18 protein-coding genes and 1 tRNA gene are annotated in these 24,117 nt (G+C 65.3%); 9 read left to right on the top strand and 10 right to left on the bottom strand.

Going from position 1 to position 24,117, the window contains the following annotated elements; translation table 11 throughout:
- Positions 1 to 116 precede the first annotated feature (116 nt).
- A complete protein-coding gene (locus tag CH281_RS03980) occupies positions 117 to 1,112 on the top strand; it encodes a GGDEF domain-containing protein (RefSeq protein WP_256983350.1) in 996 nt (331 codons plus the stop codon).
- A gap of 122 nt (positions 1,113 to 1,234) precedes the next feature.
- On the top strand, positions 1,235 to 2,866 hold the full coding sequence (locus tag CH281_RS03975; protein WP_094693025.1) for an alpha/beta hydrolase: 1,632 nt from the start codon (positions 1,235 to 1,237) through the stop codon (positions 2,864 to 2,866).
- Here the strand turns inward: CH281_RS03975 and CH281_RS03970 are convergent.
- Positions 2,855 to 3,244 (bottom strand): hypothetical protein, encoded by a 390-nt coding sequence (locus CH281_RS03970; RefSeq protein WP_052054687.1) that lies wholly within the window; start codon positions 3,242 to 3,244, stop codon positions 2,855 to 2,857. The genes CH281_RS03975 and CH281_RS03970 overlap by 12 nt on opposite strands.
- A gap of 82 nt (positions 3,245 to 3,326) precedes the next feature.
- Here CH281_RS03970 and CH281_RS03965 point away from each other — a divergent pair, with 82 nt between their 5' ends.
- On the top strand, positions 3,327 to 3,863 hold the full coding sequence (locus CH281_RS03965; protein ID WP_094621787.1) for a peptidylprolyl isomerase: 537 nt from the start codon (positions 3,327 to 3,329) through the stop codon (positions 3,861 to 3,863).
- A gap of 24 nt (positions 3,864 to 3,887) precedes the next feature.
- The gene (locus tag CH281_RS03960; RefSeq protein ID WP_094642762.1) at positions 3,888 to 4,805 is read left to right on the top strand and encodes a rhomboid family intramembrane serine protease; all 918 of its coding nucleotides are present in this window, start codon (positions 3,888 to 3,890) and stop codon (positions 4,803 to 4,805) included.
- Positions 4,806 to 5,021: 216 nt separating this feature from the next.
- On the opposite strand, the gene CH281_RS03955 is transcribed toward CH281_RS03960, so the two are convergent.
- Both CH281_RS03955 and crgA read right to left on the bottom strand, forming a co-directional pair.
- Complete coding sequence (locus CH281_RS03955) at positions 5,022 to 5,507, bottom strand: PH domain-containing protein (RefSeq protein WP_045841529.1); 486 nt, start codon at positions 5,505 to 5,507, stop codon at positions 5,022 to 5,024.
- A 36-nt stretch (positions 5,508 to 5,543) separates the two neighbouring features.
- On the bottom strand, positions 5,544 to 5,807 hold the full coding sequence (gene crgA / locus CH281_RS03950; protein ID WP_027494985.1) for a cell division protein CrgA: 264 nt from the start codon (positions 5,805 to 5,807) through the stop codon (positions 5,544 to 5,546).
- Positions 5,808 to 6,010: 203 nt separating this feature from the next.
- On the opposite strand from crgA, the gene CH281_RS03945 reads away from it, so the two are divergent.
- Positions 6,011 to 6,757: a DUF881 domain-containing protein gene (locus tag CH281_RS03945; RefSeq protein ID WP_032367617.1), complete on the top strand. Its 747-nt coding sequence runs from the start codon at positions 6,011 to 6,013 to the stop codon at positions 6,755 to 6,757.
- Positions 6,758 to 6,770: 13 nt separating this feature from the next.
- The gene (locus CH281_RS03940; RefSeq protein ID WP_032389450.1) at positions 6,771 to 7,412 is read left to right on the top strand and encodes an aminodeoxychorismate/anthranilate synthase component II; all 642 of its coding nucleotides are present in this window, start codon (positions 6,771 to 6,773) and stop codon (positions 7,410 to 7,412) included.
- 10 nt (positions 7,413 to 7,422) lie between these two features.
- Here CH281_RS03940 and pknB read toward each other — a convergent pair whose 3' ends face one another.
- From pknB to CH281_RS03905, 7 genes are all read right to left on the bottom strand, one after another.
- Positions 7,423 to 9,357 carry a Stk1 family PASTA domain-containing Ser/Thr kinase gene (gene pknB / locus CH281_RS03935; RefSeq protein WP_094693023.1) on the bottom strand — a complete coding sequence of 645 codons (1,935 nt, stop codon included), beginning with the start codon at positions 9,355 to 9,357 and terminating at the stop codon, positions 7,423 to 7,425.
- On the bottom strand, positions 9,354 to 10,730 hold the full coding sequence (locus CH281_RS03930) for a serine/threonine-protein kinase (RefSeq protein WP_032367614.1): 1,377 nt from the start codon (positions 10,728 to 10,730) through the stop codon (positions 9,354 to 9,356). The genes pknB and CH281_RS03930 overlap by 4 nt, the downstream gene beginning before the upstream one ends.
- Positions 10,731 to 10,736: 6 nt before the next feature.
- The gene (locus CH281_RS03925; RefSeq protein WP_032367613.1) at positions 10,737 to 12,221 is read right to left on the bottom strand and encodes a peptidoglycan D,D-transpeptidase FtsI family protein; all 1,485 of its coding nucleotides are present in this window, start codon (positions 12,219 to 12,221) and stop codon (positions 10,737 to 10,739) included.
- The gene (locus CH281_RS03920; protein WP_027494979.1) at positions 12,218 to 13,675 is read right to left on the bottom strand and encodes an FtsW/RodA/SpoVE family cell cycle protein; all 1,458 of its coding nucleotides are present in this window, start codon (positions 13,673 to 13,675) and stop codon (positions 12,218 to 12,220) included. Before CH281_RS03920 ends, CH281_RS03925 begins: the two co-directional genes overlap by 4 nt.
- Positions 13,672 to 15,117: a PP2C family protein-serine/threonine phosphatase gene (locus CH281_RS03915; RefSeq protein WP_032385262.1), complete on the bottom strand. Its 1,446-nt coding sequence runs from the start codon at positions 15,115 to 15,117 to the stop codon at positions 13,672 to 13,674. Before CH281_RS03915 ends, CH281_RS03920 begins: the two co-directional genes overlap by 4 nt.
- Positions 15,114 to 15,578, bottom strand: coding sequence for an FHA domain-containing protein FhaB/FipA (locus CH281_RS03910; protein WP_027494977.1), 465 nt, complete (start codon positions 15,576 to 15,578; stop codon positions 15,114 to 15,116). The genes CH281_RS03915 and CH281_RS03910 overlap by 4 nt, the downstream gene beginning before the upstream one ends.
- A 180-nt stretch (positions 15,579 to 15,758) precedes the next feature.
- Positions 15,759 to 17,228 (bottom strand): DUF3662 and FHA domain-containing protein, encoded by a 1,470-nt coding sequence (locus CH281_RS03905; RefSeq protein ID WP_094693021.1) that lies wholly within the window; start codon positions 17,226 to 17,228, stop codon positions 15,759 to 15,761.
- A gap of 207 nt (positions 17,229 to 17,435) precedes the next feature.
- Between CH281_RS03905 and CH281_RS03900 the strand changes: the two genes are divergently transcribed.
- The 3 genes from CH281_RS03900 to CH281_RS03890 all read left to right on the top strand — a co-directional run bounded on the left by CH281_RS03900 (position 17,436) and on the right by CH281_RS03890 (position 23,979).
- Positions 17,436 to 17,521, top strand: a tRNA-Leu gene (locus CH281_RS03900).
- 424 nt (positions 17,522 to 17,945) lie between these two features.
- Positions 17,946 to 22,535 (top strand): glutamate synthase large subunit, encoded by a 4,590-nt coding sequence (gene gltB, locus CH281_RS03895; protein ID WP_032371414.1) that lies wholly within the window; start codon positions 17,946 to 17,948, stop codon positions 22,533 to 22,535.
- Positions 22,528 to 23,979 carry a glutamate synthase subunit beta gene (locus tag CH281_RS03890; protein ID WP_032367609.1) on the top strand — a complete coding sequence of 484 codons (1,452 nt, stop codon included), beginning with the start codon at positions 22,528 to 22,530 and terminating at the stop codon, positions 23,977 to 23,979. Before gltB ends, CH281_RS03890 begins: the two co-directional genes overlap by 8 nt.
- The last annotated feature ends 138 nt before the right edge of the window (positions 23,980 to 24,117 follow it).

The raw sequence follows: 24,117 nt of genomic DNA, 5'->3' as shown, positions 1-24,117 counted from the left end.
GATGGTCGTAGTGCGTGGGGAGGGCCGATGGTGCCTGGGGGGAATCGCGTGAGCGGTGGTGTCCGGTTCGTTGCGTGCCTCGGTGAGGCGTCACGCGTAGTCGACGGTGTGTGCTGGTGAGCAGACTCAGGTTCGACGAGTCCGGCCGGATGCTGGCGGTATTCGCCGCGGTGACCACGGTTCTCTACATCGCGAACGGCATCGCATCGTGGTCGGACCTGTCCGGCCCGCAGCAGCTCTTCGCCGCGCTCGCAGTGGTTCTGGGGCCGGCGGCGATCGTTGTTCTCGCCCGGGCAGGAGCGCCGAGTCCCAAGCATGCGGTCGGCACCGCCACCGCCCTGTCGGTGGGCGCGCTTGCCTGTGCATTGGGCAGTAGTAACACGATGCCCGCGTTCTTGATCTGTGTGCAAGCGGCGATGTTCCTCGGTATGCACATCGGTGCGTTCTGGTCCGAGCGCGACGCTGGAATATGGGTTGCGGTGCTGGCCGTGTCTGCGGTCGTGGGTGCCGCTGTCGCCCCCTACGGCACGCCCTTCATCAGCTACATTCTGGTCGCCCTGGGCATCGTCGGCGCAACGGAAGTGTTCGGGGTGTTCGCGCGTCGAATGCGGTATTCGGCCACTCATGATGCGTTGACGGGCCTGCTCAATCGATTCGGTTTCGAGTCGAAGATCGAGAAGATGTTGCCCGCGTGCGCCGCTCGTGGTCTGACGGTGAGTCTGGCGGTGCTCGATCTCGACAACTTCAAGGAGATCAACGACGAGTACGGCCACATTGCCGGCGACGTGTTGCTCACTCGCGTCTCGAAGGCGTGGAAGGGGCAACTGACGAAACGGGATGTTCTGGGCCGGCTCGGCGGAGACGAATTCGTCCTGTTCATGCCAGGGGTTCTCGAGGCCGAAGCCTGGCAGGTCATCGACGGCTTGCGCCGATCCCATCGAGCCGAGTGGAGCGTCGGTCTGGCGTGTATGCCTGCCGGCCGCCGGTGGGGTGAAATCTACCGCGCTGCAGACGCAGACCTGTACCGCGCCAAGCGGAGTCGTCCCCCGAAGGCGTCTCGCCCCACCGAGCCCGGCGACGGACATCGCGGGCCGGTACGCAGAATCGTGTAGCGATACACCGATATGCCCGTCATCCCCAGATTTCATCCACAGCCTGGGGATAGATTCCTCGCTGCACCGTCTCGCTGACGTTGACTCGTCGAGTACGACGACAACTCTGCGGGGGGATTGCGATGGTCACGCTCGATGACGTCAGATCATGGGACAGTCAGGCGCTGACCGCCGTCTCGAATAAGTTCATGCACAGTTGGCGTGAATTGACCGCCGTGCACAGCTCACTGCTGGAGACCGTCGTCGACGACGGATGGCAGGGCCCCGCGGCAACGGCATACCGAGATGCCATGGGAGCTCTCCGTGCACAGGTGGGGGACTGTGCGACGGAGCTACTGCGGGTAGCGCTGTGCACCACTCCGGCGGCCATCGACATGGCCGAACTCGTCTCGGCGCTGACCGCTGTGGAAGCGGACGCCGCGCGCGAGCACTTCGATATCCGACGCGACGGTTCGGTGACCGACGTGCTGACGTCGTATTCGGTTGCGCAGCAGGACCTGTCGTCGACCATTCGCGATCGGCGTCGCCGCTACACCGAGTTGGCCGAACGCATCACCCAACTGATGCGAGCCGCGACCGCGTTCGACGACGACCTTGCCCGACGCCTCGCCGGCGACATCTCACCGGGAAAACTGGCCACGGCAGGGGTATCGGTAGTGCCGGTCGACGGGAGCCCGGCCACGAATGCGGCGTTCTGGAGCGCACTCTCGCCCGCCGAGCGCACTCGACTGCTCGTCGAGCACCCGGCTCTCATCGGTAATCTGGACGGCGTGCCGGGCCGAATTCGGGATTCAGCGAACCGTCGGGTACTTGCCAGTGAGCGCCTCCGACTGCAGGCTGTGGCGGGTGAACTCGGAAACCAATTGCAGGACAACATTTTCGGAGGACTATTCAGTGATGCTGACGCCGGCTTGGAACAGACGCGAACGCGGTTGAGTTCGCTCGACGCGATCGAGAGCACTCTGGCGCAGGGTGACAGGCAACTGTTGGCGCTCGACAATTCGACGTATGCGGAGACCACTGCCGCGATTGCGATAGGTGACGTCGACACGGCAACACACGTGGCGGTGTTCGTACCCGGCCTCGGCTCGACCGTCCACGGAGACGCGGTACGTTACGACGGCGACCTGGAAAACCTCATAAATACTGTGGAACAGACATTTTCGGAGGATCCGCCGCCCACCGTCGCAGCCGTGACGTGGATGAACTACCAGGCACCACAGCTGGGATGGGGCCTGCTCGATCCCCATCGAACCGTCGTATCCGACGCAGCAGCGCACGCAGGGGCGACGCGATTGGCGCCCTTTCTGGAGGGCCTCGATGCGGCCCGGTCGAACGATCCACATCTGTCGGTGCTCGCACACTCGTACGGATCATTGACCGCAGCCGCTGCCCTGCACGAAAGCACCGGCGTCGACGAGTTCGTGGCCCTCGGATCACCTGGCCTCGGCACCGACAGTGTGACCGACCTACAGGTTCCCGACGGTCACGTTTTCGCGGCGGAGGCGCGCGGGGACATCGTTGCTGACATCGGTGCCTTCGGTCGCGATCCCGGCACACTCGATGGAGTGACCCAACTGGCGACCGACGAGGGCGACGGGCGTCCGGGCACCACAGGTCACGGCGACTACCTCACGGACGGTTCGAGCGTCGAACACAACGTCGCGCTGGTCGTCGCCGGCCGGGGTGACGATGCAGAAACCAGGCCCCGGCCGGGCCTGTTCGATCTACTACAGAAGCTGCTATACCTGTGACGTCGACTCGTCTTCGTAATCGACCAGGCTGGGCGGCGCATCTGCGGGCGGCGGCACTTCGTGGCGGCGACGGCTGAGGTAGAACACGACACCTCCGACGGCGACAGCGGCAGCTCCGAGCGCCAGGACGCGACGCTTGTTTCCCGGCGTCCGATCAGCCGTGAGAGCTGCCTTGGTCAGATCGGCCCGGGCAATCCGCTCGGCGGTTGCCGCGCGACGCTGCGCAGCCTGCTTACGCGCCAGGCCGTAGCCGCGCTTGGCGAGGAGCAGGCCCACTCCGGCAGGGCCCTTGCTCACGACGGAAGCGGCACCGAGCAGCGTCGACGCCGCCGTACCGGTGGAGGAGTGAACCCGCTCGGTTTTCGTTGTGCTCGTCATGCCCTCACTGTTCCACAACAGCGCCCCGATCGACCCTCCCAATACACCACCTGTGAACTACCCGGTCGCTCGAGATGGCACGATGGTGAGCGTGACTTCACCAAACAAGACCCAAACGGCAACGCTGCACACCAACCGCGGCGACATCGTCATCGAACTGTTCGGCAATCACGCCCCCAAGACCGTCGCGAACTTCGTCGGTCTCGCGGACGGGTCGAAGGAATACACGACGCAGAACGCGTCGGGAGCCAAGACCGGACCGTTCTACGACGGCGCAGTCTTCCACCGCGTCATCGACGGTTTCATGATCCAGGGCGGCGACCCGACCGGAACCGGCACCGGCGGACCGGGCTACAAGTTCGAGGACGAGTTCCACCCGGAGCTCTCCTTCGACCGCCCCTACCTGCTGGCCATGGCCAACGCAGGCCCCGGCACCAACGGCTCGCAGTTCTTCATCACCACCGGCAAGACCCCGCACCTCAACCGCAAGCACAGCATCTTCGGTGAGGTCACCGACGAGGCGTCCAAGAAGGTCGTCGACGCCATCTCGAGCACGCAGGTCGGCCGCGGCGATCGCCCGGTGGAAGAGGTCGTCATCAACAGCATCACCATCGCCTGATTCGGTTGTAGAAGGAATTACACGATGACAAACCCCGGCTGGGGTGGCGCGTACGGCGACCAGCCCAACCCACCCCAGTCGGTGTGCGTCAGACATCCCGATCGCCCGACCGGCCTGGCCTGCTCTCGATGCGGCCGGCCCGCGTGCCCACAGTGCCTGCAGCCCGCGGCCGTAGGGCAACACTGTGTCGACTGTGTGCGCGACGGCAACAAGAACGTCCGGACCGCACGTACGGTCGCCGGCGCGCCGATGACACGCTCCGCCAAGACACCCCTGACCTTCGCGCTGATCGCGATCAACGTCGTGATCTTCGGCCTCACCGCCGCTCAATCCGGCGACCTCATGAGCAATTTCCGCGGATCCTCGCTGGCCGACGCCTGGGCACTGAACAGCCTGCTGGTCGCGGACGGCGATGTGTGGCGCCTCCTCAGCAGCGGGTTCATCCACATAGGACCCATTCACCTGCTGGTGAACATGTTCGCCCTGTACATCATCGGCCGGGACGTCGAACTGGTGCTGGGCCGCAGCCGCTATCTCGCCGTCTACTTCCTGTCGCTGCTCGGTGGCAGTGCATCGGTCATGCTGTTCGAGAACCCCCTCGCAGCCACCGCCGGCGCGTCGGGTGCCGTATTCGGATTGCTCGGTGCGCAGGCCGTCATTCTGCTGCGACTCAAGCGCTCCCCGACCCCGGTCCTGATCGTGATCGCGCTGAACATCTTCATCAGCATCTCCATCCCCAGCATCTCGCTGTGGGGCCACATGGGCGGACTTGTCGCCGGAGCGGCAGCGACCGCCGGATTGGTGTTCCTACCCAACCGCAACAGCGCGCAGCCTCGTGCCGGGATATCCCTCGCCTGGCTCTCCGTGGCCGCAGTAGCCCTGATAGCCCTGGGCACCATCGCGGTCCGAGTCCTCGACCTCCGCGCGCAGATGGGCCTCTGAAGTCCACTAGATGTGCCATTGACCCCCGAAAAGGCCACTGGACGTCACATTGACTCCCGACGACGCCGATCGCGAGCTCGGCAATCCCCACGTGCTGCTGGCTGGTGCCCGGCGGCTTTGCGACGGCTCACTGGTCCACTAGATGTGCCATTGACCCCCGAAAAGTCCACTGAACGTCACATTGAGTACCCCGGAGGGGGCGGGGACGGTGGGCGGTCAGTTGTTCGGCGGCACCAGACCGTAGGTGTCGAGTACCTCGAACACGTCGCGTGGGTCGGCTCCCAGGTCCCATCGACCGAAGATGATGAGTCGATCGTCGTCCTCGTCGGGTGGGCGGACGTCCAGTTCGAGCATCGGCACTCGTCGTCCCAGTCTCGGGTAGCGGACCACTTTGATTTGGACGATGTCGGCGCGCGAGTACGTACGTGTGCCGGTGAGTCGTTTCATCACCAGGGAGCCGTCGGGTGTGATGGCGAGTCGGGGGCGTTGTGCGGCCGCGAGGGCTGCCATTACCCAGGTTCCGACGGCGGCGAGTCCGACGAGGAAGGTTCCGGCGGCGTCCGAGGAGGCGAGGACGGCACCGATGGCGAGTGCGATACCGCCTGCCACCAGCGCGCCGACGGCTACGGCCGGCGTCGCCCATCGGTGTTCGTACACACCCTGTGGATGGTTGGGAAAGTTATCCACAGGGTTTATCCACATTGGGGATGAATGACATGGGTGTAACTCGGCCGGCTCTCAGCGCCATCGCATGGTCATGACGAGGCCGACGACCATGAAGCCGAATCCGATGAGGAAGTTGTACGCACCGAGGTTGCCGATGAACGAGATGTCTTCCTGGGCCAGGTAGTACACGATCAGCCACAGCAGCCCTACCAGCATGAATCCGAGCATCAGGACCACGTACCAGACCGGCGACGGGCCGGCGTTGACCTTCACCGGCGTGCGGTTGGCCGGGTTGATCGTGTAGTCGTTCTTCTTCCGTACCTTCGACTTCGGCATTGCGTCCTCTTCGTGTTCTTGACGGTCATCGGCGTGCGCCGTGCCTGTGGACAACTGACGGTGACAACCTGTGGATCGATCGAGTTGCGTGCATCCCCAGGTTATTGTCTCCCGGAGAGCCGTGGCGGTCATCCACCCGGTTTGTAGTACACGCTAACTCAGATCAGCGCAGCACCGACCTACCGAACAGTGGCGAGCACTCTGTGAGACGACGATCGACCGATTCCTCCGAGACCCGATGGTGGGTGCTCGCTGTGGCGGTGTGCGCTGTGGTCGGTCTGCTGCTCGGAACCACGCGACATGCCTCGGACGGAAACGAGTTGCGGGGCGGCGACACGACACGGCTCGCCGATCTGGTCGATTCGGCCCAGCGAAGCAGCGACGATGCGCTGCGCAGCAGAGATGCGCTGGAGCAGCAGGTCGATCTCCTGCAGCAACGCACGGCGGCAGGCGACTCCGAGGTGGCCGACGCGTTGGCCCGGGTCGACGCCCTCTCGGACGCGGCGGGCCGGGAGGAGGCGTCCGGCACGGGGTTGACGGTGACGATGGCCGACGCTCCACGCGGTCCCGACGGGTCGTATGCGTCCGACGCGTCTCCGGACGACCTGGTGGTTCATCAGGTCGACGTGCAGAGTGTCCTCAACGCCCTGTGGGCCGGTGGTGCGTCGGCGATGGCGATGCAGGATCAGCGTCTGGTGGCGTCGTCAGCGCCGCGGTGTATCGGGAACACACTGCTGCTGGGCGGCCGGACGTACAGTCCGCCGTACGTGATGACGGCTCTCGGCGACCCGGATCGACTGCGGGCGGCGCTGGACAACGAGCCCGGGGTGCGGCTGTACGAGCAGTATGCGTTGCGCTACGGCCTGCGCTACGAGGTCGCGGCCTATCAGAACCTCTCGGTTCCGGCGTACACCGAATCGGTGCGCATGCGTTTCGCGGAGCCGCGCTGAGTACGCTGTCGACATGCGCATTCTCGTCGTCGACAACTACGACAGCTTCGTCTTCAACCTCGTCCAGTACCTGGGCCAGTTGAACGCCGAGGTCGAGGTGTGGCGCAACGACGACGAGCGACTCGCCGATCGCGACGCTGTCGCCGCGGAGTTCGACGGCATTCTGCTCAGCCCGGGCCCGGGAACCCCGCAGCGCGCCGGGGCCACGATGGACCTGGTTTCGGCGAGCGCGCGGGCCGGAACCCCGCTGCTCGGTGTGTGTCTGGGCCATCAGGCCATCGGAGCCGCGTTCGGTGCCACGGTCGAGAAGGCTCCGGAGCTGCTGCACGGCAAGACCAGCCTCGTCCATCACACCGGTGTCGGCGTCCTGGAAGGGATGGCCGAGCCGTTCACGGCCACCCGCTATCACTCGCTGACCGTCCGCGAGGACACCATCCCCGCGGAGCTCGAGATCATCGGCCGTACCGAATCCGGTCTGGTGATGGCCATGAGGCACACCGAGCTACCCATTCACGGCGTGCAGTTCCATCCGGAGTCCATCCTCACCGAGGGCGGGCACCGGATGCTGGCCAACTGGCTCGCAGTGTGCGGTATGCCCACCGATTCCGGTTTGGTGGGAACCCTGGAGGCGCAGGTCGCCGAGGCCTTCGCCTGATCGTCGATCGCTAACGCCCGGGGATACCCAGGGCACCGATGCTGATCGTGACGGTGTCGGACTTGCTGATCTCGGACCCTGCCGGCTGCGTCTGATTCACCACTCGCCCGACCATCAACGGATCCAGCGTCGCTTCCCTTGTCGCCGTCAGTTCCGCTGCCGTGCCCGTCCAGCCGGCCGACTGCAGCGCGGCCAACGCCTGTGCCTCGGTCAGACCGGCGAGGTCGGGCATGGGGATCTTGTCGCCGTTCGACACGCGCAGCGTGACCACGGTGTTCTCGGTGACATTGGTGCCGCCCACGGGGTCTGTGGAGACGACCTGACCCGTCGGCTGTCCCGAGTCGATGTTCTGCACCTGGACGCGCAGTCCGGCTCCCTCGACGTTCGGCTGCGCCACGTTCACGAGTTGCCCCACGACGTCGGGCATCCGCACCTGCGCCGGCCCGGTGCCCAGGGTGATGCGAACCTGCGAGTTCGCGTTCATGCTCACGCCCGAGGACGGATTCTGCTCGACGACCTTGTCGAGGTTCTCGGGTGACGACGGAGCACGGGCGACGGTGGCATCGAGCTGGAGGCCCACCTCGTTCAGTGCATCCGACGCCTGCTGCTGGGTGAGGCCGGTCAGTCGAGGAACCTGCACCTGCTGCGGTCCCGAGGACACGTCGAGCTGGATGTTCCCCGGCGATTCGGTCTGTGATCCGGCCGCCGGATTGGTGCCGATGGCCGAGCCTTCCGGAATCGCCGCGTCGGGCTTCTCCTGGATGCTCACTCGCAGGCCGGCTTCTTCGAGTTGACGCTGTGCCTCGTCTGCGGACAGTCCTACGACGGTGGGCACGGCGACGGTCTTGGGGTCGGCACCGGGACCGAGCGACCACAGGAAGGCACCGACGATAGCGACGACGATGATCGCGGCCGCCGAGATCAACGCGATCTTGAGGCCGCGGCGGTTCTTCGGTTCGTCGTAGTCCTCCGTGTGGCGTGACGACCGAGGTGCCGCGGTAGCGGCGGGCTTGTCCTTGCCGGAGAAATCGGCCTGACGGGAATCGACGGAGCCGAGGATGGTGGTTCGATCCTCGTCGTTCATCACCATGGGCGCACTCGGGCGCTGTCCACCCAGAACGCGGACCAGGTCGGTACGCATCTCGGCTGCGCTCTGGTAGCGATTGGCCGGGTTCTTGGCCATTGCCTTGAGGATGATCGAGTCGAGTTCGCGTGGGACGGTGTCGTTGACCAGCGACGGCAGCTGGGGGTCTTCACGGACGTGCTGGTAGGCGACGGCGACCGGCGAATCCCCCTTGAACGGCGGCTCGCCGGTCAGGATCTCGAACAGCACGCACCCGAGCGAGTAGACGTCCGAACGCGCATCGACCTGTTCTCCGCGGGCCTGCTCGGGCGAGAGGTACTGCGCGGTTCCGATTACGGCGGCGGTCTGAGTCATCGGCGAGGACGAGTCGGCGATGGCACGGGCGATGCCGAAGTCCATCACCTTCACCGCGCCTGCATTGTTGATCATGATGTTGGCGGGTTTGACGTCGCGGTGCACGATGCCGTTGTGGTGGCTGAAATCGAGCGCAGCACAGACGTCGGCGATGACCTCCATGGCCCGACGCGGCTCCATGGGTCCTTCGGCGCGCACGATGTCGCGCAGCGTGTCGCCGTCGACGTATTCCATGACGATGAACGGGAGCGGACCGGCTTCGGTCTCCGCTTCACCGGTGTCGTAGACGGCGACGATGGCGGGGTGATTGAGCGCAGCAGCGTTCTGTGCCTCACGTCGGAACCTCAGGTAGAACGTGGGGTCGCGAGCGAGGTCGGCGCGCAGAACCTTGATGGCGACGTCACGATCGAGTCGTGTGTCGCGAGCGAGGTGAACCTCGGACATACCGCCGAAACCGAGTATCTCGCCCAGCTCGTAGCGAGAGGAGAGCGTACGGGGAGTCGTCATCGTTGTCCTTGTGGTGCTTGCGGGAACGGAATCTCGATCAGCGGCCTGCGAGTCGTCGTCTGGGTGGGCTGCGCCGAGGTCGTCGTGCTCTCTTCGGTGGTCGTCGGCTCCTCCGAGGTGGTCGTGGTCGTCGTGGTGGTGGTCGTCGTTTCTTCGGTGGTCGTGGTTTCTTCGGTGGTGGTCGTCGGCTCGGTGGTCGTTGTGGTCGTGGTCGTCGGCTGCGTGGTGGTCGTTGGCTGCACGAACGGTGTCGGCGAGTCGTCCCTGCCACCGGTCAGCAGTACGTAACCGCCGATCAGGATGGCCAACAGCAGGAGCGCGCCGCCGCCCCAGGCCAACGCCTTCTGTGCCGAGGACATGCCGGTCTGCTCGGGGACCGCTGCAGCTGCAGTGCCGGTAGCCGGGCCCCGGTAATCCCGTTGCGAGGTCGGCATCATCTGGGTGCTCGACGGCGGAGGCGGCTGCGGGCTGGGCACGACCCCGGGCATCATGACTCTCCCGGTTCCGGTACCGCGCGAGTTGCCGGGTGCAGGCGGCCGACGGCCGGCGCGAACTGCGGCGACGGCGTCGGCGAATTCACCGCCGTTGGCGTACCGGGCGGCCGGATCCTTGACCATCGTGATCTCGATGAGCTCACGGACGGCAGGTGGTAGGTCGACCGGCATGGGTGCCGGTGCTTCGCGGACGTGTTTCATGGCGACGGTCAAGGCGCCGTCGCCCACGAAAGGCCGTGTGCCCGCGAGTACTTCGTATCCGACGACGCCGAGTGAGTAGACGTCGGATGCCGAGGTCGCCTCTTCGCCGAGGGCTTGTTCGGGAGCGATGTACTGGGCGGTGCCCATGACCATTCCGGTCTTGGTGACCGGGGAGGCGTCGACGGCTTTGGCGATGCCGAAGTCGGTGATCTTGACCTGCCCGGTGGGGGTGATCAGGATGTTGCCGGGCTTGACGTCGCGGTGGACGACCCCTGCCGTGTGCGCGATCTGCAGTGAGCGCCCGGTTTGTTCGAGCATGTCGAGGGCATGGCCGAGCGGCAGGCGCGACATGCGACCCAGCACTGCGTTGAGGGGTTCGCCGTTGACCAGTTCCATCACCAGGTAGGCGAGCGATTCGCCTGCACCGTCGCGGGTCTCGCCGTAGTCGTACACCCCGGCGATTCCGGGGTAGTTCAGCTGAGCGGTGGTACGGGCCTCGAACCTGAAGCGCTGCAAGAACTCCGGATCCTCGGAGAACTCGGCTTTGAGTACCTTCACGGCGACACGGCGGTCGAGGCGATTGTCCATCGCCTCCCAGACCTGTCCCATGCCGCCGGTGGCGATGAGGCGCAGCAGTCTGTAGCGCTGCGCGATGACGGCTCCGTTACTCAGTGGCACCGATGCTCACCTCCCCTGCAATGCGGCGGCGATGACGGCGCGGCCGATGGGTGCTGCGACCGAACCGCCGGTGGCGGCGAGGGCTCGATCTCCGCCGTCCTCGACGATGACGGCGATGGCGACCTTGGGGTCCTTCGCCGGTGCGAAACCGATGTACCACGCATGGGGCGGGGTGTTGCGAGGATCCGAACCATGTTCTGCGGTACCGGTTTTCGACGCGATCTGCACCCCGGGGATCTTGCCTTCCCCGCTGGTGTTGTTCTCGGAACCGATCATCAGATCGGTCAGGGTCGCGGCCGTGTCGGAGCTGATCGCCTCACCCATCGATTGGGGTTGGTAGCTGGACAGGTCCGACAGGTCGGGAGATTGCAACTGCTGCACCAGGTTCGGAGCCATCCGTACACCGCCGTTGGCGACGGTCGCGGCGATGACGGCGTCCTGCAGCGGGGTGAGCGCCACGTCGCGCTGACCGATGCTGGACTGGCCGAGAGCCGCGTCGTCGTCGATGGATCCGATGGTGCTGTCGGCAACGGTGAGCGGGATGCTGGTGTCCTCTCCGATACCGAACTTGGCGGCGGTCTCGCGCATCTTGTCGGCGCCGGTGTCGATGCCCAGTTCGACGAAGGCGGTGTTGCACGACCGTGCGAACGCCTCACGTAGCGAGGCGGTCTGACCGCCTCCGCACGTCGAACCGTTGTAGTTCTCGAGCGTCGTCGACGTTCCAGGAAGGGTGATGTTCGACGCGGCCGTGAGTTGATCGTCCGGGGTGGCGCCTGCTTGGAGCGCAGCGGCGGTCGTGATCACCTTGAACGTCGATCCCGGTGGGTAGGTCTGCGAGATCGCGCGGTTCACCAGCGGCTTGCCCGGATCGTCGCTCAGGTTCTCCCACGCGGTCGACGTGGTGCTGCCGTCGTGGCTGGCCAGCAGGTTGGGGTCGTAGCTCGGCGTGCTGGCCATGGCGAGAATGTTGCCGGTGGCGGGGTCGAGGGCCACGACGGAGCCGGTGTATCCCTTGGCGGTCAGCTGGTCGTACGCCACCTGTTGGACGACCGGGTCGATGGTGGTGACGACGTTGCCGCCGCGGGGATCCCTGCCGGAGATGAGGTCGAACAGGCGTCCGCCGAACAACCGGTCGTCGGATCCGTTGAGTACCGGGTCCTCGGCGCGTTCGAGACCGGTGCTCGAGTACAGCATCGAATAGAAGCCGGTGATTGGGGCGTTGGCCTGCGGGCTTGCGGGGGAGATCGAGTTCTGCGGGTACGTGCGCAGGTACTTGTAGCGATCGTCGGTGGCAACCGACGATGCGAGAACCTGGCCACCGGCCGAGATCTGACCGCGCTGACGTGAGTACTCGTCGAGCAGAACGCGGGAGTTCCGCGGGTCGGTGCGCAGGTCGTCGGCCTTGATGACCTGAACGTAGGTCGCGTTGGCGAGCAGGGCGACCACCATCACCATGATGGCGATGGAGACGCGGCGTAGGGGAGTGTTCATGCGCGCTTCACCATTTCGGTCGGCGCCTCGGCGATCGGGGCGGCCACAGCGGGCTTCTTCTTGGGGGTCGCAGGCTCACGCGCTGCGTCGGAGATCTTGATCAGCAAGGCCACCAACAGGTAGTTCGCCAGCAACGAGGATCCTCCGTACGACATGTACGGGGTGGTCAGACCGGTCAGCGGGATGAGTTTGGTGACGCCGCCGACGACGACGAACAGCTGGACGGCGACGGTGAACGAGAGCCCGGCGGCGAGCAACTTGCCGAAGCTGTCTCGGACGGCGAGCGCAGTACGCATTCCGCGAATGACGAACAGCAGATACAGGATCAGCACTGCGGCCAAACCGATGAGGCCGAGTTCCTCGCCGACGGTGGCGATGATGAAGTCGGTCTTGGGGAACGGAACCTGCGACGGGCGACCGCTGCCGAGGCCGGTGCCGGCGAGCCCACCGGTGGCCAGACCGAACAGCGACTGGGAAATCTGGTAGCCGGTGTCGTTGTAGTCCGCGAACGGGTCCAGCCAGGTCAGTGTCCGCACGCGCACGTGGCTGAACGCCTGGTAGGCGAAGAAGAATCCGACCATCAGCAGACCGCTGCCGATGATGATCCAGCCGACACGTTCGGTGGCGATGTAGATCATCACCAGAACGGTGCTGAAGATCAGCAGCGACGTGCCCAGGTCCTTCTCGAACACGAGCACCGCGACCGAGACGATCCACACGACGATGATGGGCCCGAGATCGCGAGCGCGCGGGAAGTCCATGCCGAGCCAGTGTTTGCCTGCCGTGGTGAACAGTTCGCGCTTGGACACCAGCAGTGACGCGAAGAAGATCAGCAGCAGAATCTTGGCGAATTCACCGGGCTGCAAACTGAAGCCGGGCAACCGAATCCAGATCTTGGATCCGTTGACCTCGGAGAACGCCGACGGCAGCAGCGCGGGAATGGCGAGAAGGATCAAGCCGGCCAGGCCAAGGGTGTACCCGTAGCGAGCCAGGGTGCGGTAGTCGCGCAGCAGCACCAGCAGTGCCACGAAGCCGGCGATGGCCAGCGTCGTCCACAGCACCTGCTGGTTGGCGTCGGGCGAGGGAATGGGGTTGCCGAGGTACTGCGCCTGTTGCTGATCGGCCAGGTCCAGTCGATGGATCAGCACCAGGCCGAGACCGTTGAGCAGCGCGACGATCGGCAGCAGCAGCGGATCCGCATAGGGGGCGAACCGTCGTACGGCCAAGTGCGCCACCGTCACCAGTGCGAGGTAGGCCAGCGCGTACTTGGCCAGGTCCCAGGTGATCGTCTGTTCCTGGCTGGCTTCGACGAGGATCAACGAGATGGTGGTGATCAGGACCGCGGCACCGAGCAGCAGCAATTCGACATTGCGACGATTCGACTGGATCGGTGCGGGAGCGAACCCACCGGGAGGACTCGGAAAGGAGCCTCCTGCGGACGGATTGGAACTCATCGAGTACCGGTCCTGCAGTTCTGGCCTGGGATCTGCGCGACGGTCGGTGTCGGCACGGCGGTAGTGGTCGGGGCAGCTTCCGGAACGGGCTCCGGCGCGGGCGGAGGCAACGGCACTCCGGGGGGCGCGATGATCGGCGTCGTCGGGGCGGGTGCGGCTGTGGTGGTCACTGCCGGCTCGGTCTCGCAGACCTCCAGTAGGTCTCCCGAGGCCAACCGTTGCACCTGACCGCGGGCGTCGTCGAGAGAGCCCGACGGGAGTCCTGCGGTCACCTGCTCGCGCGCGGCCGGCAACAGGTCGTCGATCTCGAACGGGACGCAATCGGCCGGCGCGGCGTCGGGTGCAGTCAATGTGACGCCACCGTTGTCGTCGAGGCAGCCGATCAATTCCACGCTCTGCAACGAGTACCCGAGAACGGAACCGGGGAGACCGCGCAGCACGGTGACCTTGCTGTTGTCGGCACCGACGTAGTAATTGCCCTTGATCACCGAATTGGCAACCACGACACCGATTCCGGCCAACACGATCAGGGTCAGCGCGATCAGCGACCACCGCAGTTTGTGCGACTTCTTCTCCGGTGTCACCACAGGGGCGGTCACGCGCTTGGGCGTCGTGCGCGGGGGACGCATGGCGGCGGCGCGGCCCGCTGCAGTGTTCGGCGGCGGAGCGTCTTCTTCGTCCTCGGTGCTGGCTGCGCCGCCGAGAATCGGGTGGCTCTGGCCGTAGTCGAGGTCGATGACGTCGGCGACGACGACGGTGACGTTGTCCGGGCCACCGCTGCGCAGGGCTAGTTCGATGAGGCGGTCGGCGCACGGCCCGGTCTCGCCCTCGGCGAGGGTGTTCTCGATGGTTTCGTCGCTCACGACGTCCGACAAACCGTCGGAGCACAACAGGTAGCGGTCGCCGGCACGGACCTCGCGGACGGTGAGCGTCGGCTCGATCTCGTTACCGGTCAGCGCCCTCATGATCAGTGAGCGTTGCGGGTGCGTGTGCGCCTGTTCGGCGGTGATGCGGCCTTCGTCGACCAGTGACTGGACGAACGTATCGTCGCGGGTGATCTGAGTGAGCGAGCCGTCGCGCAGCATGTAGGCACGCGAGTCACCGATGTGCACCAGACCCATTCGCTTGCCCGCGAACAGGATTGCGGTCAGCGTGGTTCCCATGCCGTCGAGTTCGGGCTCGTCTTCCACCTGGTCGGCGATGGAGGCGTTGCCCTCGCGGGTGGCGGCTTCGAGTTTGCCGAGCAGATCCTCGCCCGGTTCGTCGTCGTCGAGGTGCGCCAGCGCGGCGATCATCAACTGCGAGGCCACTTCGCCTGCGGCGTGACCGCCCATGCCGTCGGCCAGAGCCAACAGTCGCGCACCTGCGTAGACGGAGTCCTCGTTGTTGGAGCGAACGAGACCGCGATCGCTGCGGGCGGCGTAGCGGAGAACAAGGGTCACGGGCGCAACTCGATCACGGTCTTGCCGACGCGAACCGGAGTTCCCAGTGGAACGCGTACAGCGGTGGTGACCTTGGCTCGATCGAGGTAGGTGCCGTTGGTCGAGCCCAGGTCTTCGACGTACCAATCTCCGCCGCGAGGCGAGAGGCGAGCGTGCCTGGTGGACGAATAGTCGTCTGTCAGAACGAGAGTCGAATCGTCTGCGCGTCCGATCAGAACCGGCTGAGTGCCGAGCGAGATGCGCGTGCCGGCGAGGCCGCCCTGGGTCACCACGAGGTACTTCGCCACCTTCTGCTTGTTGAACGACGGGAGCACCTTCGAGCCACCGGAGTAGCGGGCGGGCACACGCATACCGGCTGCGGCATAGATGTCACTGCGCAGCGTCCGAAGAACGGCCCAGACGAAGAACCACAACAGAAGCAGAAAACCTGCCCTGGTCAGTTGCAAAATCAATCCCTGCACGACGATTCACCTCCTCCTTCGCGATCGGACCTGCATCCCCCACAATCCGACGCGGCGGCGCGACAGACATGGTTGTCTCGCAGCATCATAGGGTGCAGTCGCTCGTGTGGACGACATACGGGTGGGCGAACCTGCGAGTCGAGGAGACGAACATCTCGGTCGGCCGGGCCACTCCGGTGATCAGACGATCCGGACCAGAATCTCGGAGTGACCGGCGCGGATCACGTCGCCGTCGGCCAGTTGCCAATCCTGGACGGGTGCACCGTTGACGGTGGTTCCGTTGGTGGATCCCAGATCGGACAGCATGGCCACTCGGCCGTCCCAGCGAATCTCGATGTGTCGGCGTGACACCCCGGTGTCGGGGAGGCGGAACTGGGCGTCCTGGCCGCGCCCGATGATGTTCTGTCCGTCCCGGAGCTGGAAGTAGCGGCCGCTGCCGTCCTCGAGCTGAAGGGTCGCGGCGAGCGCCTGGGACTGACCTGCGTAGGACGCCGGCTGGTCGTAGCCGTAGCCGTCCCCGCGATCACCGGCACCCTGGGGGTAGCCGCGGCCGTAGGGCGCTTGGGCGGGCGGGTAGTCGTAGGCGGGCTGCTGGTAGCCCTGCTGTGGGTAACCGGCACCCTGCGGCTCGGCATAGCGGCCGGCGGGCTCGCCGTACGCCTGCTCCTGATAGGGAGCCTCGCTGTAAGCACCGCCCTGCTCGCCACCGTTGTAGTCGTCACCGGCACCGTTGTAGCCCTGCGCGTCGTAACCCTGGGCGTTGTAGCCCTGCGCGTCGTAACCCTGCGCGTTGTAGCCCGCTCGGTCGTAGCCCTGGGCGTCGTAACCCTGCTCCTGACCGTTGGGTGCTCCGTAGGCCTGGTCGTATCCCTGCTCCGGGCCGCCGGCGGCGCTGTAGGCCTGGCCGTGCTGGGCGTACGGCTGCTCGTCGTAGCCCTGGTTCTCGTAGCCCTGGGCGTTGTACGGCTGCTGGTCGTAGCGCTGATCTCGATCGGCGGGCGCGTAACCCTGCGCGTCGTATCCGTTCTGCTCACGCGCCGCGTAGCGGGGATCCTGGCCACCGGCGTATCCGTTGCGCGCGCGCGGATCCGGACGATGTCCGTCCGCGGGGTCGCGCTGCGGGTCGTAGCCTGGGTTCTGCGTCATGTGGCCGGCTCCTGATATCGACATCGGTGGGGCAGTCGGTCGCTGCGTGGCTGAAGGGACGGGACGGGCTGGCTGTGCCGACGCGTTCTGCTGAACAGAGCTGTTCTGCGCAGCAATCGCCGATCGTCCCACATCGGGATCGACCGAGCCACTGGCCCGGAACTGTCCGGTGTGAAGGGTGGGCGACGGTTCGAAGCGAACCACCACGTCACCGTAGGTCTGCCACCCCTGATCACGGATGTAATCGTCCAGGTGACGCGAGAAAGCCTTGACCGTGAGCTCGCGATCACCGGCAAGTTCCTCGTGATCCGAGCTGTTGATCGTGATCACGTAGTTGTTGGGTGCCAGGTAATGACCGCCGTCCAAGGGGCGAACGAGATCGGACGCCTCCTGTTGCAGCGCCGCCTCGACTTCGGCCGGTACGACGCCGCCGCCGAACACGCGGGCGAAGACGTCGCCGACAGCGCTCTGCAGCTTGCGTTCGAAACGCTGAACGATGCCCATCGTGACCCCTCCTCTCACTGTGTTCTTCCACCCTGTGGTGCCTGTTGCCTACAACGGTGCGACGGCCGCGTGTCATCACGAAGTCGCGCTGCAAGCATGATATACGGTGCGGCCGACAGCAACGCTGTGCCGCCGGTTGCTCGGGGCAGCTCGAGACGGCGATTTTCGAGCACGGCGGGGTGCGTGTTAGTGTTCTCGCCGTCACCCGGGCGGGTGGCGGAATGGCAGACGCGCTGGCTTCAGGTGCCAGTGTCCTTCGGGACGTGGGGGTTCAAGTCCCCCTCCGCCCACCACACTGGCCGCAGCTGATCTCGATCGCTGCGGCCAGTAGTTTCTTCGAACCCCGGCGTGTGAGCGCGGGTGATGCCTTACATTCGTGTAGTTCGACAACGATGTCGACGTGTCGATGCAGAGCCGGATTCCGGACCCCGTCGATTCGGTGGAAAATCGCAGGTGAGAGCCCGAAGTAGGCTTACCTTATTTGCGAGAGCACCCTGGTACTGACTTATCGTTCGTAATTGGATCGGCCTCACCACGGCCTGATCCGTCGAGACCTTCACTTTTCTACCACGAGCCCACCCGCCCGTGCAGAGGAAAGCGTGGAAGATCGACAGGTGCTGCTTCAACGGCGAGGACGCACCGCAGGCCGTTCGAGCAGCCGGTTACACCACACCGTCGCCGACGAGTTTCAAGGCTGGACTTATCCGAAGGCTAGGTATGAAGCACACTCCGGGCCCGCAAGGCCTCTACGATCCCGTCAACGAACACGACTCCTGTGGTGTCGCATTCGTGGTGGACATGCACGGTCGCCGCAGTCGCGACATCGTCGAGAAGGCGATCACCGCACTGGTCAACCTCGAGCACCGCGGTGCCGCGGGCTCCGAACCGAACACCGGCGACGGTGCGGGCATTCTGATCCAGGTACCGGACGCGTTCTTCCGCGCCGTCGTAGATTTCGAGCTCCCCGCACCCGGTGCCTACGCAACAGGTGTCGCATTCCTGCCGCAGGGCCGCAGCGACGCAGCACGCGCGTGCGAGGGTGTCGAGCGCATCGTCGAGAGCGAAGGCATGACCGTCCTCGGATGGCGTGAGGTCCCCACCGACGACTCCTCCTTGGGCGCGTTGGCGCGCGACGCGATGCCGACGTTCCGTCAGTTGTTCTTCTCCGCTCCCGACGCGGCGATCACCGACCTCGAACTCGAGCGTCGTGCCTTCGTAATTCGCAAGCGCGTCGAACACGAGTTGGGTGAAGAGGGCGCAGGCAAGGACGGCCCCGGTCGCGAGACCGTGTACTTCCCGTCACTGTCCTCGCAGACGTTCGTCTACAAGGGCATGCTGACCACGCCCCAGCTCAAGGGCTTCTACCTCGACCTGCAGGACGAGCGCGTCGAAAGTGCACTGGGACTCGTGCATTCGCGTTTCTCGACCAACACGTTTCCGTCGTGGCCGTTGGCCCACCCGTTCCGCCGGGTCGCACACAACGGTGAGATCAACACCGCGACCGGCAACGAGAACTGGATGCGCGCCCGCGAGGCCCTCATCACCTCCGACGTGTTCGGTGGCTCGGAAGCGCTCGAGAAGATCTTCCCCGTCGTCACCCACGGAGCCAGTGACACAGCACGTTTCGACGAGGTGCTCGAACTGCTGCACCTCGGCGGCCGCAGCCTGCCGCATGCCGTGCTGATGATGATTCCCGAGGCCTGGGAGCGGCACGAATCCATGGACCCCGCGCGTCGGGCGTTCTACAAGTACCACTCCTCGTTGATGGAGCCCTGGGACGGACCGGCCTCGGTGTGCTTCACCGACGGCACCGTCATCGGCGCAGTTCTGGACCGCAACGGTCTTCGCCCCAGCCGCCTGTGGGTCACCGACGACGGCTTGGTCGTCATGGCTTCCGAGGTCGGCGTGCTGGACATCGACCCGTCCAAGGTCGTCCGCAAGGTGCGTCTGCAGCCGGGCCGGATGTTCCTGGTGGACACCGCACAGGGCCGCATCGTCTCCGACGACGAAATCAAGGACGAGCTCGCCGCCGAACACCCTTACCAGCAGTGGCTCGACGAGGGCCTGACGTCGATCGACGATCTACCCGAGCGGCCGCACGTGCACATGCCGCACGATCGCGTGCTGATCCGCCAGCAGATCTTCGGATACACCACCGAGGAACTGAACGTGCTGGTCTCGCCGATGGCGAAGTCCGGTGCCGAGGCCATCGGTTCGATGGGTACCGACACCCCGATCGCCGTGCTGTCGGCACGTCCGCGGATGTTGTTCGACTACTTCTCGCAGCTGTTCGCCCAGGTCACCAACCCGCCGCTCGACGCGATCCGTGAAGAGATCGTCACCAGCCTCGGCGGCACCATCGGTCCCGAGGGCGATCTGCTCAACCCGGGCGCCGATGGCTGCAAGCAGATCGTGCTGCCCCAGCCGATCCTGCACAACGACGACCTCGCCAAGCTCGTCCACATCAACGACGAGGGCACGCAGGAAGAGCTGCGCTCGGTGGTCGTGCGTGGCCTGTACCCGGTTGCCGAGGGCGGTGAAGGTCTCCGAAAGGCGTTGGAGGCCATCCGCGCTCAGGTTTCCGCTGCCATTTCGGGCGGGGCGCGGATCATCGTGATCTCCGACCGAGAGTCCAGTGAGAAGCTCGCTCCGATCCCGTCGTTGCTCCTCACCTCGGCAGTGCACCACCATCTCGTTCGTGAGAAGACGCGCACCAAGGTGGGTCTGATCATCGAAGCCGGTGACGCCCGCGAGGTCCACCACATGGCTCTGCTCATCGGATTCGGTGCGGCAGCGGTCAATCCGTACATGGCTTTCGAGTCGATCGAGGACATGATCGAGCGCGGTGCCCTCACCGGCATCGACTTCGACAAGGCCGTCGGCAACTACATCAAGGCTGCAGGCAAGGGCGTGCTGAAGGTGATGTCCAAGATGGGCATCTCGACTCTCGCGTCGTACACCGGAGCCCAGCTGTTCCAGGTCATCGGCCTGTCGCAGGAACTGGTCGACGAGTACTTCACCGGGCTAAACAGCCATCTCGGCGGTATCGATCTCGATCAGGTCGCCGACGACGTCGCAGCGCGACATGGCGTCGCGTACCTCGACAACCGTCAGGAACGCGCACACCGTGAGCTCGAGACGGGCGGCGAGTACCAGTGGCGTCGGGAAGGGGAGTACCACCTCTTCAACCCCGACACCGTCTTCAAGCTGCAGCACTCCACCCGCACCGGTCAGTACGACATCTTCAAGGAATACACGAAGATGGTCGACGACCAGTCCGAGCGGCTCGCGTCGCTGCGCGGTCTGTTCCGCTTCAAGACCGAAGAGCGACAGGCTATTTCGATCGACGAGGTCGAGCCGGCAAGCGAGATCGTCAAGCGTTTCTCCACGGGCGCGATGAGCTACGGCTCCATCTCGGCCGAGGCACACGAGACCCTCGCCATCGCGATGAACCGTCTCGGCGGACGCTCGAATTCCGGTGAGGGCGGCGAGGACGTCTCGCGCTTCGAGCCGGACGAGAACGGCGATTGGCGACGCAGTGCCATCAAGCAGGTCGCGTCGGGACGTTTCGGCGTCACCTCGCACTACTTGACGAACTGCACCGACATCCAGATCAAGATGGCGCAGGGAGCCAAGCCCGGTGAGGGCGGCCAGCTTCCGGCTCACAAGGTGTACCCGTGGGTCGCCGAGGTTCGGCACTCCACGCCGGGTGTCGGTCTGATCTCGCCGCCGCCGCACCACGACATCTACTCGATCGAGGATCTGGCGCAGCTGATCCACGACCTGAAGAACGCGAACCCGTCGGCTCGTATTCACGTCAAGCTGGTCTCCGAGGTCGGAGTCGGCACCGTTGCGGCGGGTGTGTCCAAGGCGCACGCGGACGTGGTGCTCATCTCGGGCCACGACGGCGGCACCGGCGCGACGCCGCTGACGTCGGTCAAGCACGCAGGTGGACCGTGGGAGCTCGGCTTGGCCGAGACCCAGCAGACGTTGCTGCTCAACGGTCTTCGCGATCGCATCGTCGTGCAGGTGGACGGCCAGCTCAAGACCGGCCGCGACGTCATGGTCGCTGCTCTGCTCGGCGGCGAGGAGTTCGGTTTCGCCACCGCTCCGCTCGTCGTGTCGGGCTGCATCATGATGCGCGTCTGCCACCTCGATACCTGCCCCGTCGGTGTTGCGACACAGAACCCGTTGCTGCGCAAGCGTTTTGCGGGCAAGCCCGAGTTCGTCGAGAACTTCTTCATGTTCATCGCCGAAGAGGTACGTGAGCTCATGGCCGAGCTCGGCTTCCGCACGCTCGACGAAGCCGTCGGCCAGGTCGGTCTGCTCGACACGACCGCGGCCAAGGAGCACTGGAAGGCGTCGAAGCTCGATCTGTCGCCGATCCTCGAAGAGGTCGAATCGGCGTTCATGAACCAGAACCTGTACAACACAGGCGTTCAGGATCACGGTCTCGACAAGGCCCTCGATCAGCAGCTGATTTCGGCCAGCCGCAATGCGTTGGACAAGGGCGAGAAGGTCGCGTTCGAGTCCAAGATCACTAACGTCAACCGCACCGTCGGCACGATGCTCGGACACGAGGTGACCAAGGCCTACGGCGGCGTCGGCCTCCCGGACGACACCATCGAGATCACGTTCACCGGCTCGGCCGGCAACAGTTTCGGTGCGTTCGTGCCCTCCGGTATGACGTTGCGCCTCAACGGAGACGCCAACGACTTCGTCGGCAAGGGCCTGTCCGGTGGACATCTCGTGCTGCGACCGTCGCTGAACGCTCCGAAGGGCTTCGTGGCCGAGGACAACATCATCGGCGGCAACGTGTTCCTGTTCGGTGCCACCAGCGGTGAAGCCCTGATCCGCGGCGTCGTCGGCGAGCGGTTCGCGGTTCGTAACTCCGGTGCCGTTGCTGTCGTCGAAGGCGTCGGCGATCACGGCTGCGAGTACATGACCGGCGGCAAGGTCGTCATCCTCGGCACGACGGGACGAAACTTCGGTGCCGGCATGTCCGGCGGCGTCGCGTTCATCTTCGATCCGAACAAGACGTTCGAGGCCAACCTCAACACCGAGCTGGTCGACATCGACGAGCTCGAGGGCGACGAATTCACCTGGTTGAAGGACATCGTCACTCGTCACCAGGAGCAGACCGGCTCCGAGGTGGCCGAGCGGATCCTCGCGGATTGGTCACAGCAGGTGAACCATTTCGTGAAGGTCATGCCTCGCGACTACAAGAAGGTACTGCTGGCCATCTCCGAAGCCGAGAAGAACGGCGCGGACGTGGACGAAGCGATCATGGAGGCAGCTCGTGGGTGACCCACAGGGATTTTTGAAGAACACGGTTCGCGAAGTACCCAAGCGGCGGCCCGTCGATCTGCGCCTGATGGACTGGAAAGAGGTCTACGAGGACTTCTCGAAGGACACTCTGCGCACCCAGGCCAGCCGATGCATGGACTGTGGCATTCCGTTCTGCCACAACGGTTGTCCCCTCGGGAACCTGATTCCCGAGTGGAACGACCTGGTGTTCAAGGATCGCTGGCGCGACAGCATCGATCGCCTGCACGCCACCAACAACTTTCCGGAATTCACCGGACGGTTGTGCCCCGCTCCGTGTGAGGCGGCGTGTGTCCTGGGCATCAACCAGGATCCGGTGACCATCAAGCAGGTCGAGGTCGAGATCATCGACAAGGCCTTCGAGGAAGGCTGGGTCACGCCGGTCTACCCGACGCACCTGACCGGCAAGACCGTCGCCGTCGTCGGCTCCGGACCGGCGGGACTTGCTGCTGCGCAGCAGCTCACCCGCGCCGGCCACACCGTCACCGTGTTCGAGCGTGCCGATCGCATCGGCGGATTGCTGCGCTACGGCATTCCCGAGTTCAAGATGGAGAAGCGCCACATCGATCGTCGGCTCGCGCAGATGGAGGCCGAGGGCACCGTCTTCCGCACGGGTGTCGATGTGGGCGTTGACATCTCGGCCGACGAACTGCGTGAGCAGTTCGACGCCGTCGTCCTCTCCGGCGGTGCCACCGCCTGGCGCGACCTGCCCATCGAGGGCCGCGAACTCGACGGCATCTACCAGGCCATGGAGTTCCTGCCGCACGCCAACCGCGTCCAGCAGGGCGACTTCGAGCAGCCGCCGGTCAGTGCCGAGGGCAAGAAGGTCGTCATCATCGGCGGCGGCGACACCGGGGCCGACTGCTTGGGCACCTCGCACCGTCAGGGCGCGGCAAGCGTCCACCAGTTCGAGATCATGGCGCGTCCGCCCGAGGAGCGCGCCACCTCCACCCCATGGCCGACGTACCCGCTGATGTACCGCGTCGCGTCCGCACACGAGGAAGGCGGCGAGCGCGTCTTCTCCGTCAACACCGAGCGTTTCGTCGGTGAGAACGGCAAGGTCACCGCACTCGAAGCCTGCGAGGTCGAGTTCAAGGCAGGCAAGTTCGAGAAGATCGAAGGCAGCGAGTTCACCCTCGAAGCCGATCTCGTGCTCCTCGCCATGGGCTTCGTCGGACCCGACAAGGGCGGTCTGCTGACCGACCTGGGCGTCGACTTCAACCAGCGCGGAAACGTCGAGCGCACCAACGAGTGGGTCACCAACGTCCCTGGCGTCTTCGTCGCCGGAGACATGGGCCGCGGTCAGTCGCTCATCGTGTGGGCCATCGCCGAGGGCCGCTCCTGCGCGGCCGCCGTCGACACCTTCCTGCAGGGAGCAACCGCACTGCCGTCGCCGATCGTGCCCACCCAGGCGCCGCAGCGGTAGGTAGTTTTTCGCCCGTCCCGTCGGGATCAATGTCCCTTTGTTGCACTCTGAGCGACTGAAAGCCGCATTGATCCCGACGGGCGCGACCGATCCCGACGGGCGCGACCGATCCCGACGGGCGCGACCGATCCCGACGGG

It is taken from the genome of Rhodococcus sp. 06-221-2, assembly GCF_002258365.1.
GTDB classification, from domain to species: Bacteria; Actinomycetota; Actinomycetes; order Mycobacteriales; family Mycobacteriaceae; genus Rhodococcoides; species Rhodococcoides fascians.
Note: the sequence above shows the minus strand (reverse complement) of the source record. Positions and strands in the feature narration are given on the sequence as shown.

Bases quoted from the DNA above. Each gene is read 5' to 3' on its own strand.
- CH281_RS03975 (WP_094693025.1), top strand. From the start codon at position 1,235: ATGGTCACGCTCGATGACGTCAGATCATGGGACAGTCAGGCGCTGACC.
- CH281_RS03905 (WP_094693021.1), bottom strand. From the start codon at position 17,228: ATGGGCATCGTTCAGCGTTTCGAACGCAAGCTGCAGAGCGCTGTCGGC.
- CH281_RS03925 (WP_032367613.1), bottom strand. From the start codon at position 12,221: ATGAACACTCCCCTACGCCGCGTCTCCATCGCCATCATGGTGATGGTG.
- CH281_RS03920 (WP_027494979.1), bottom strand. From the start codon at position 13,675: ATGAGTTCCAATCCGTCCGCAGGAGGCTCCTTTCCGAGTCCTCCCGGT.
- CH281_RS03940 (WP_032389450.1), top strand. From the start codon at position 6,771: ATGCGCATTCTCGTCGTCGACAACTACGACAGCTTCGTCTTCAACCTC.
- CH281_RS03970 (WP_052054687.1), bottom strand. From the start codon at position 3,244: ATGACGAGCACAACGAAAACCGAGCGGGTTCACTCCTCCACCGGTACG.
- pknB (WP_094693023.1), bottom strand. From the start codon at position 9,357: ATGACGACTCCCCGTACGCTCTCCTCTCGCTACGAGCTGGGCGAGATA.
- CH281_RS03965 (WP_094621787.1), top strand. From the start codon at position 3,327: ATGGTGAGCGTGACTTCACCAAACAAGACCCAAACGGCAACGCTGCAC.
- CH281_RS03960 (WP_094642762.1), top strand. From the start codon at position 3,888: ATGACAAACCCCGGCTGGGGTGGCGCGTACGGCGACCAGCCCAACCCA.
- CH281_RS03955 (WP_045841529.1), bottom strand. From the start codon at position 5,507: ATGTGGATAAACCCTGTGGATAACTTTCCCAACCATCCACAGGGTGTG.
- gltB (WP_032371414.1), top strand. From the start codon at position 17,946: ATGAAGCACACTCCGGGCCCGCAAGGCCTCTACGATCCCGTCAACGAA.
- crgA (WP_027494985.1), bottom strand. From the start codon at position 5,807: ATGCCGAAGTCGAAGGTACGGAAGAAGAACGACTACACGATCAACCCG.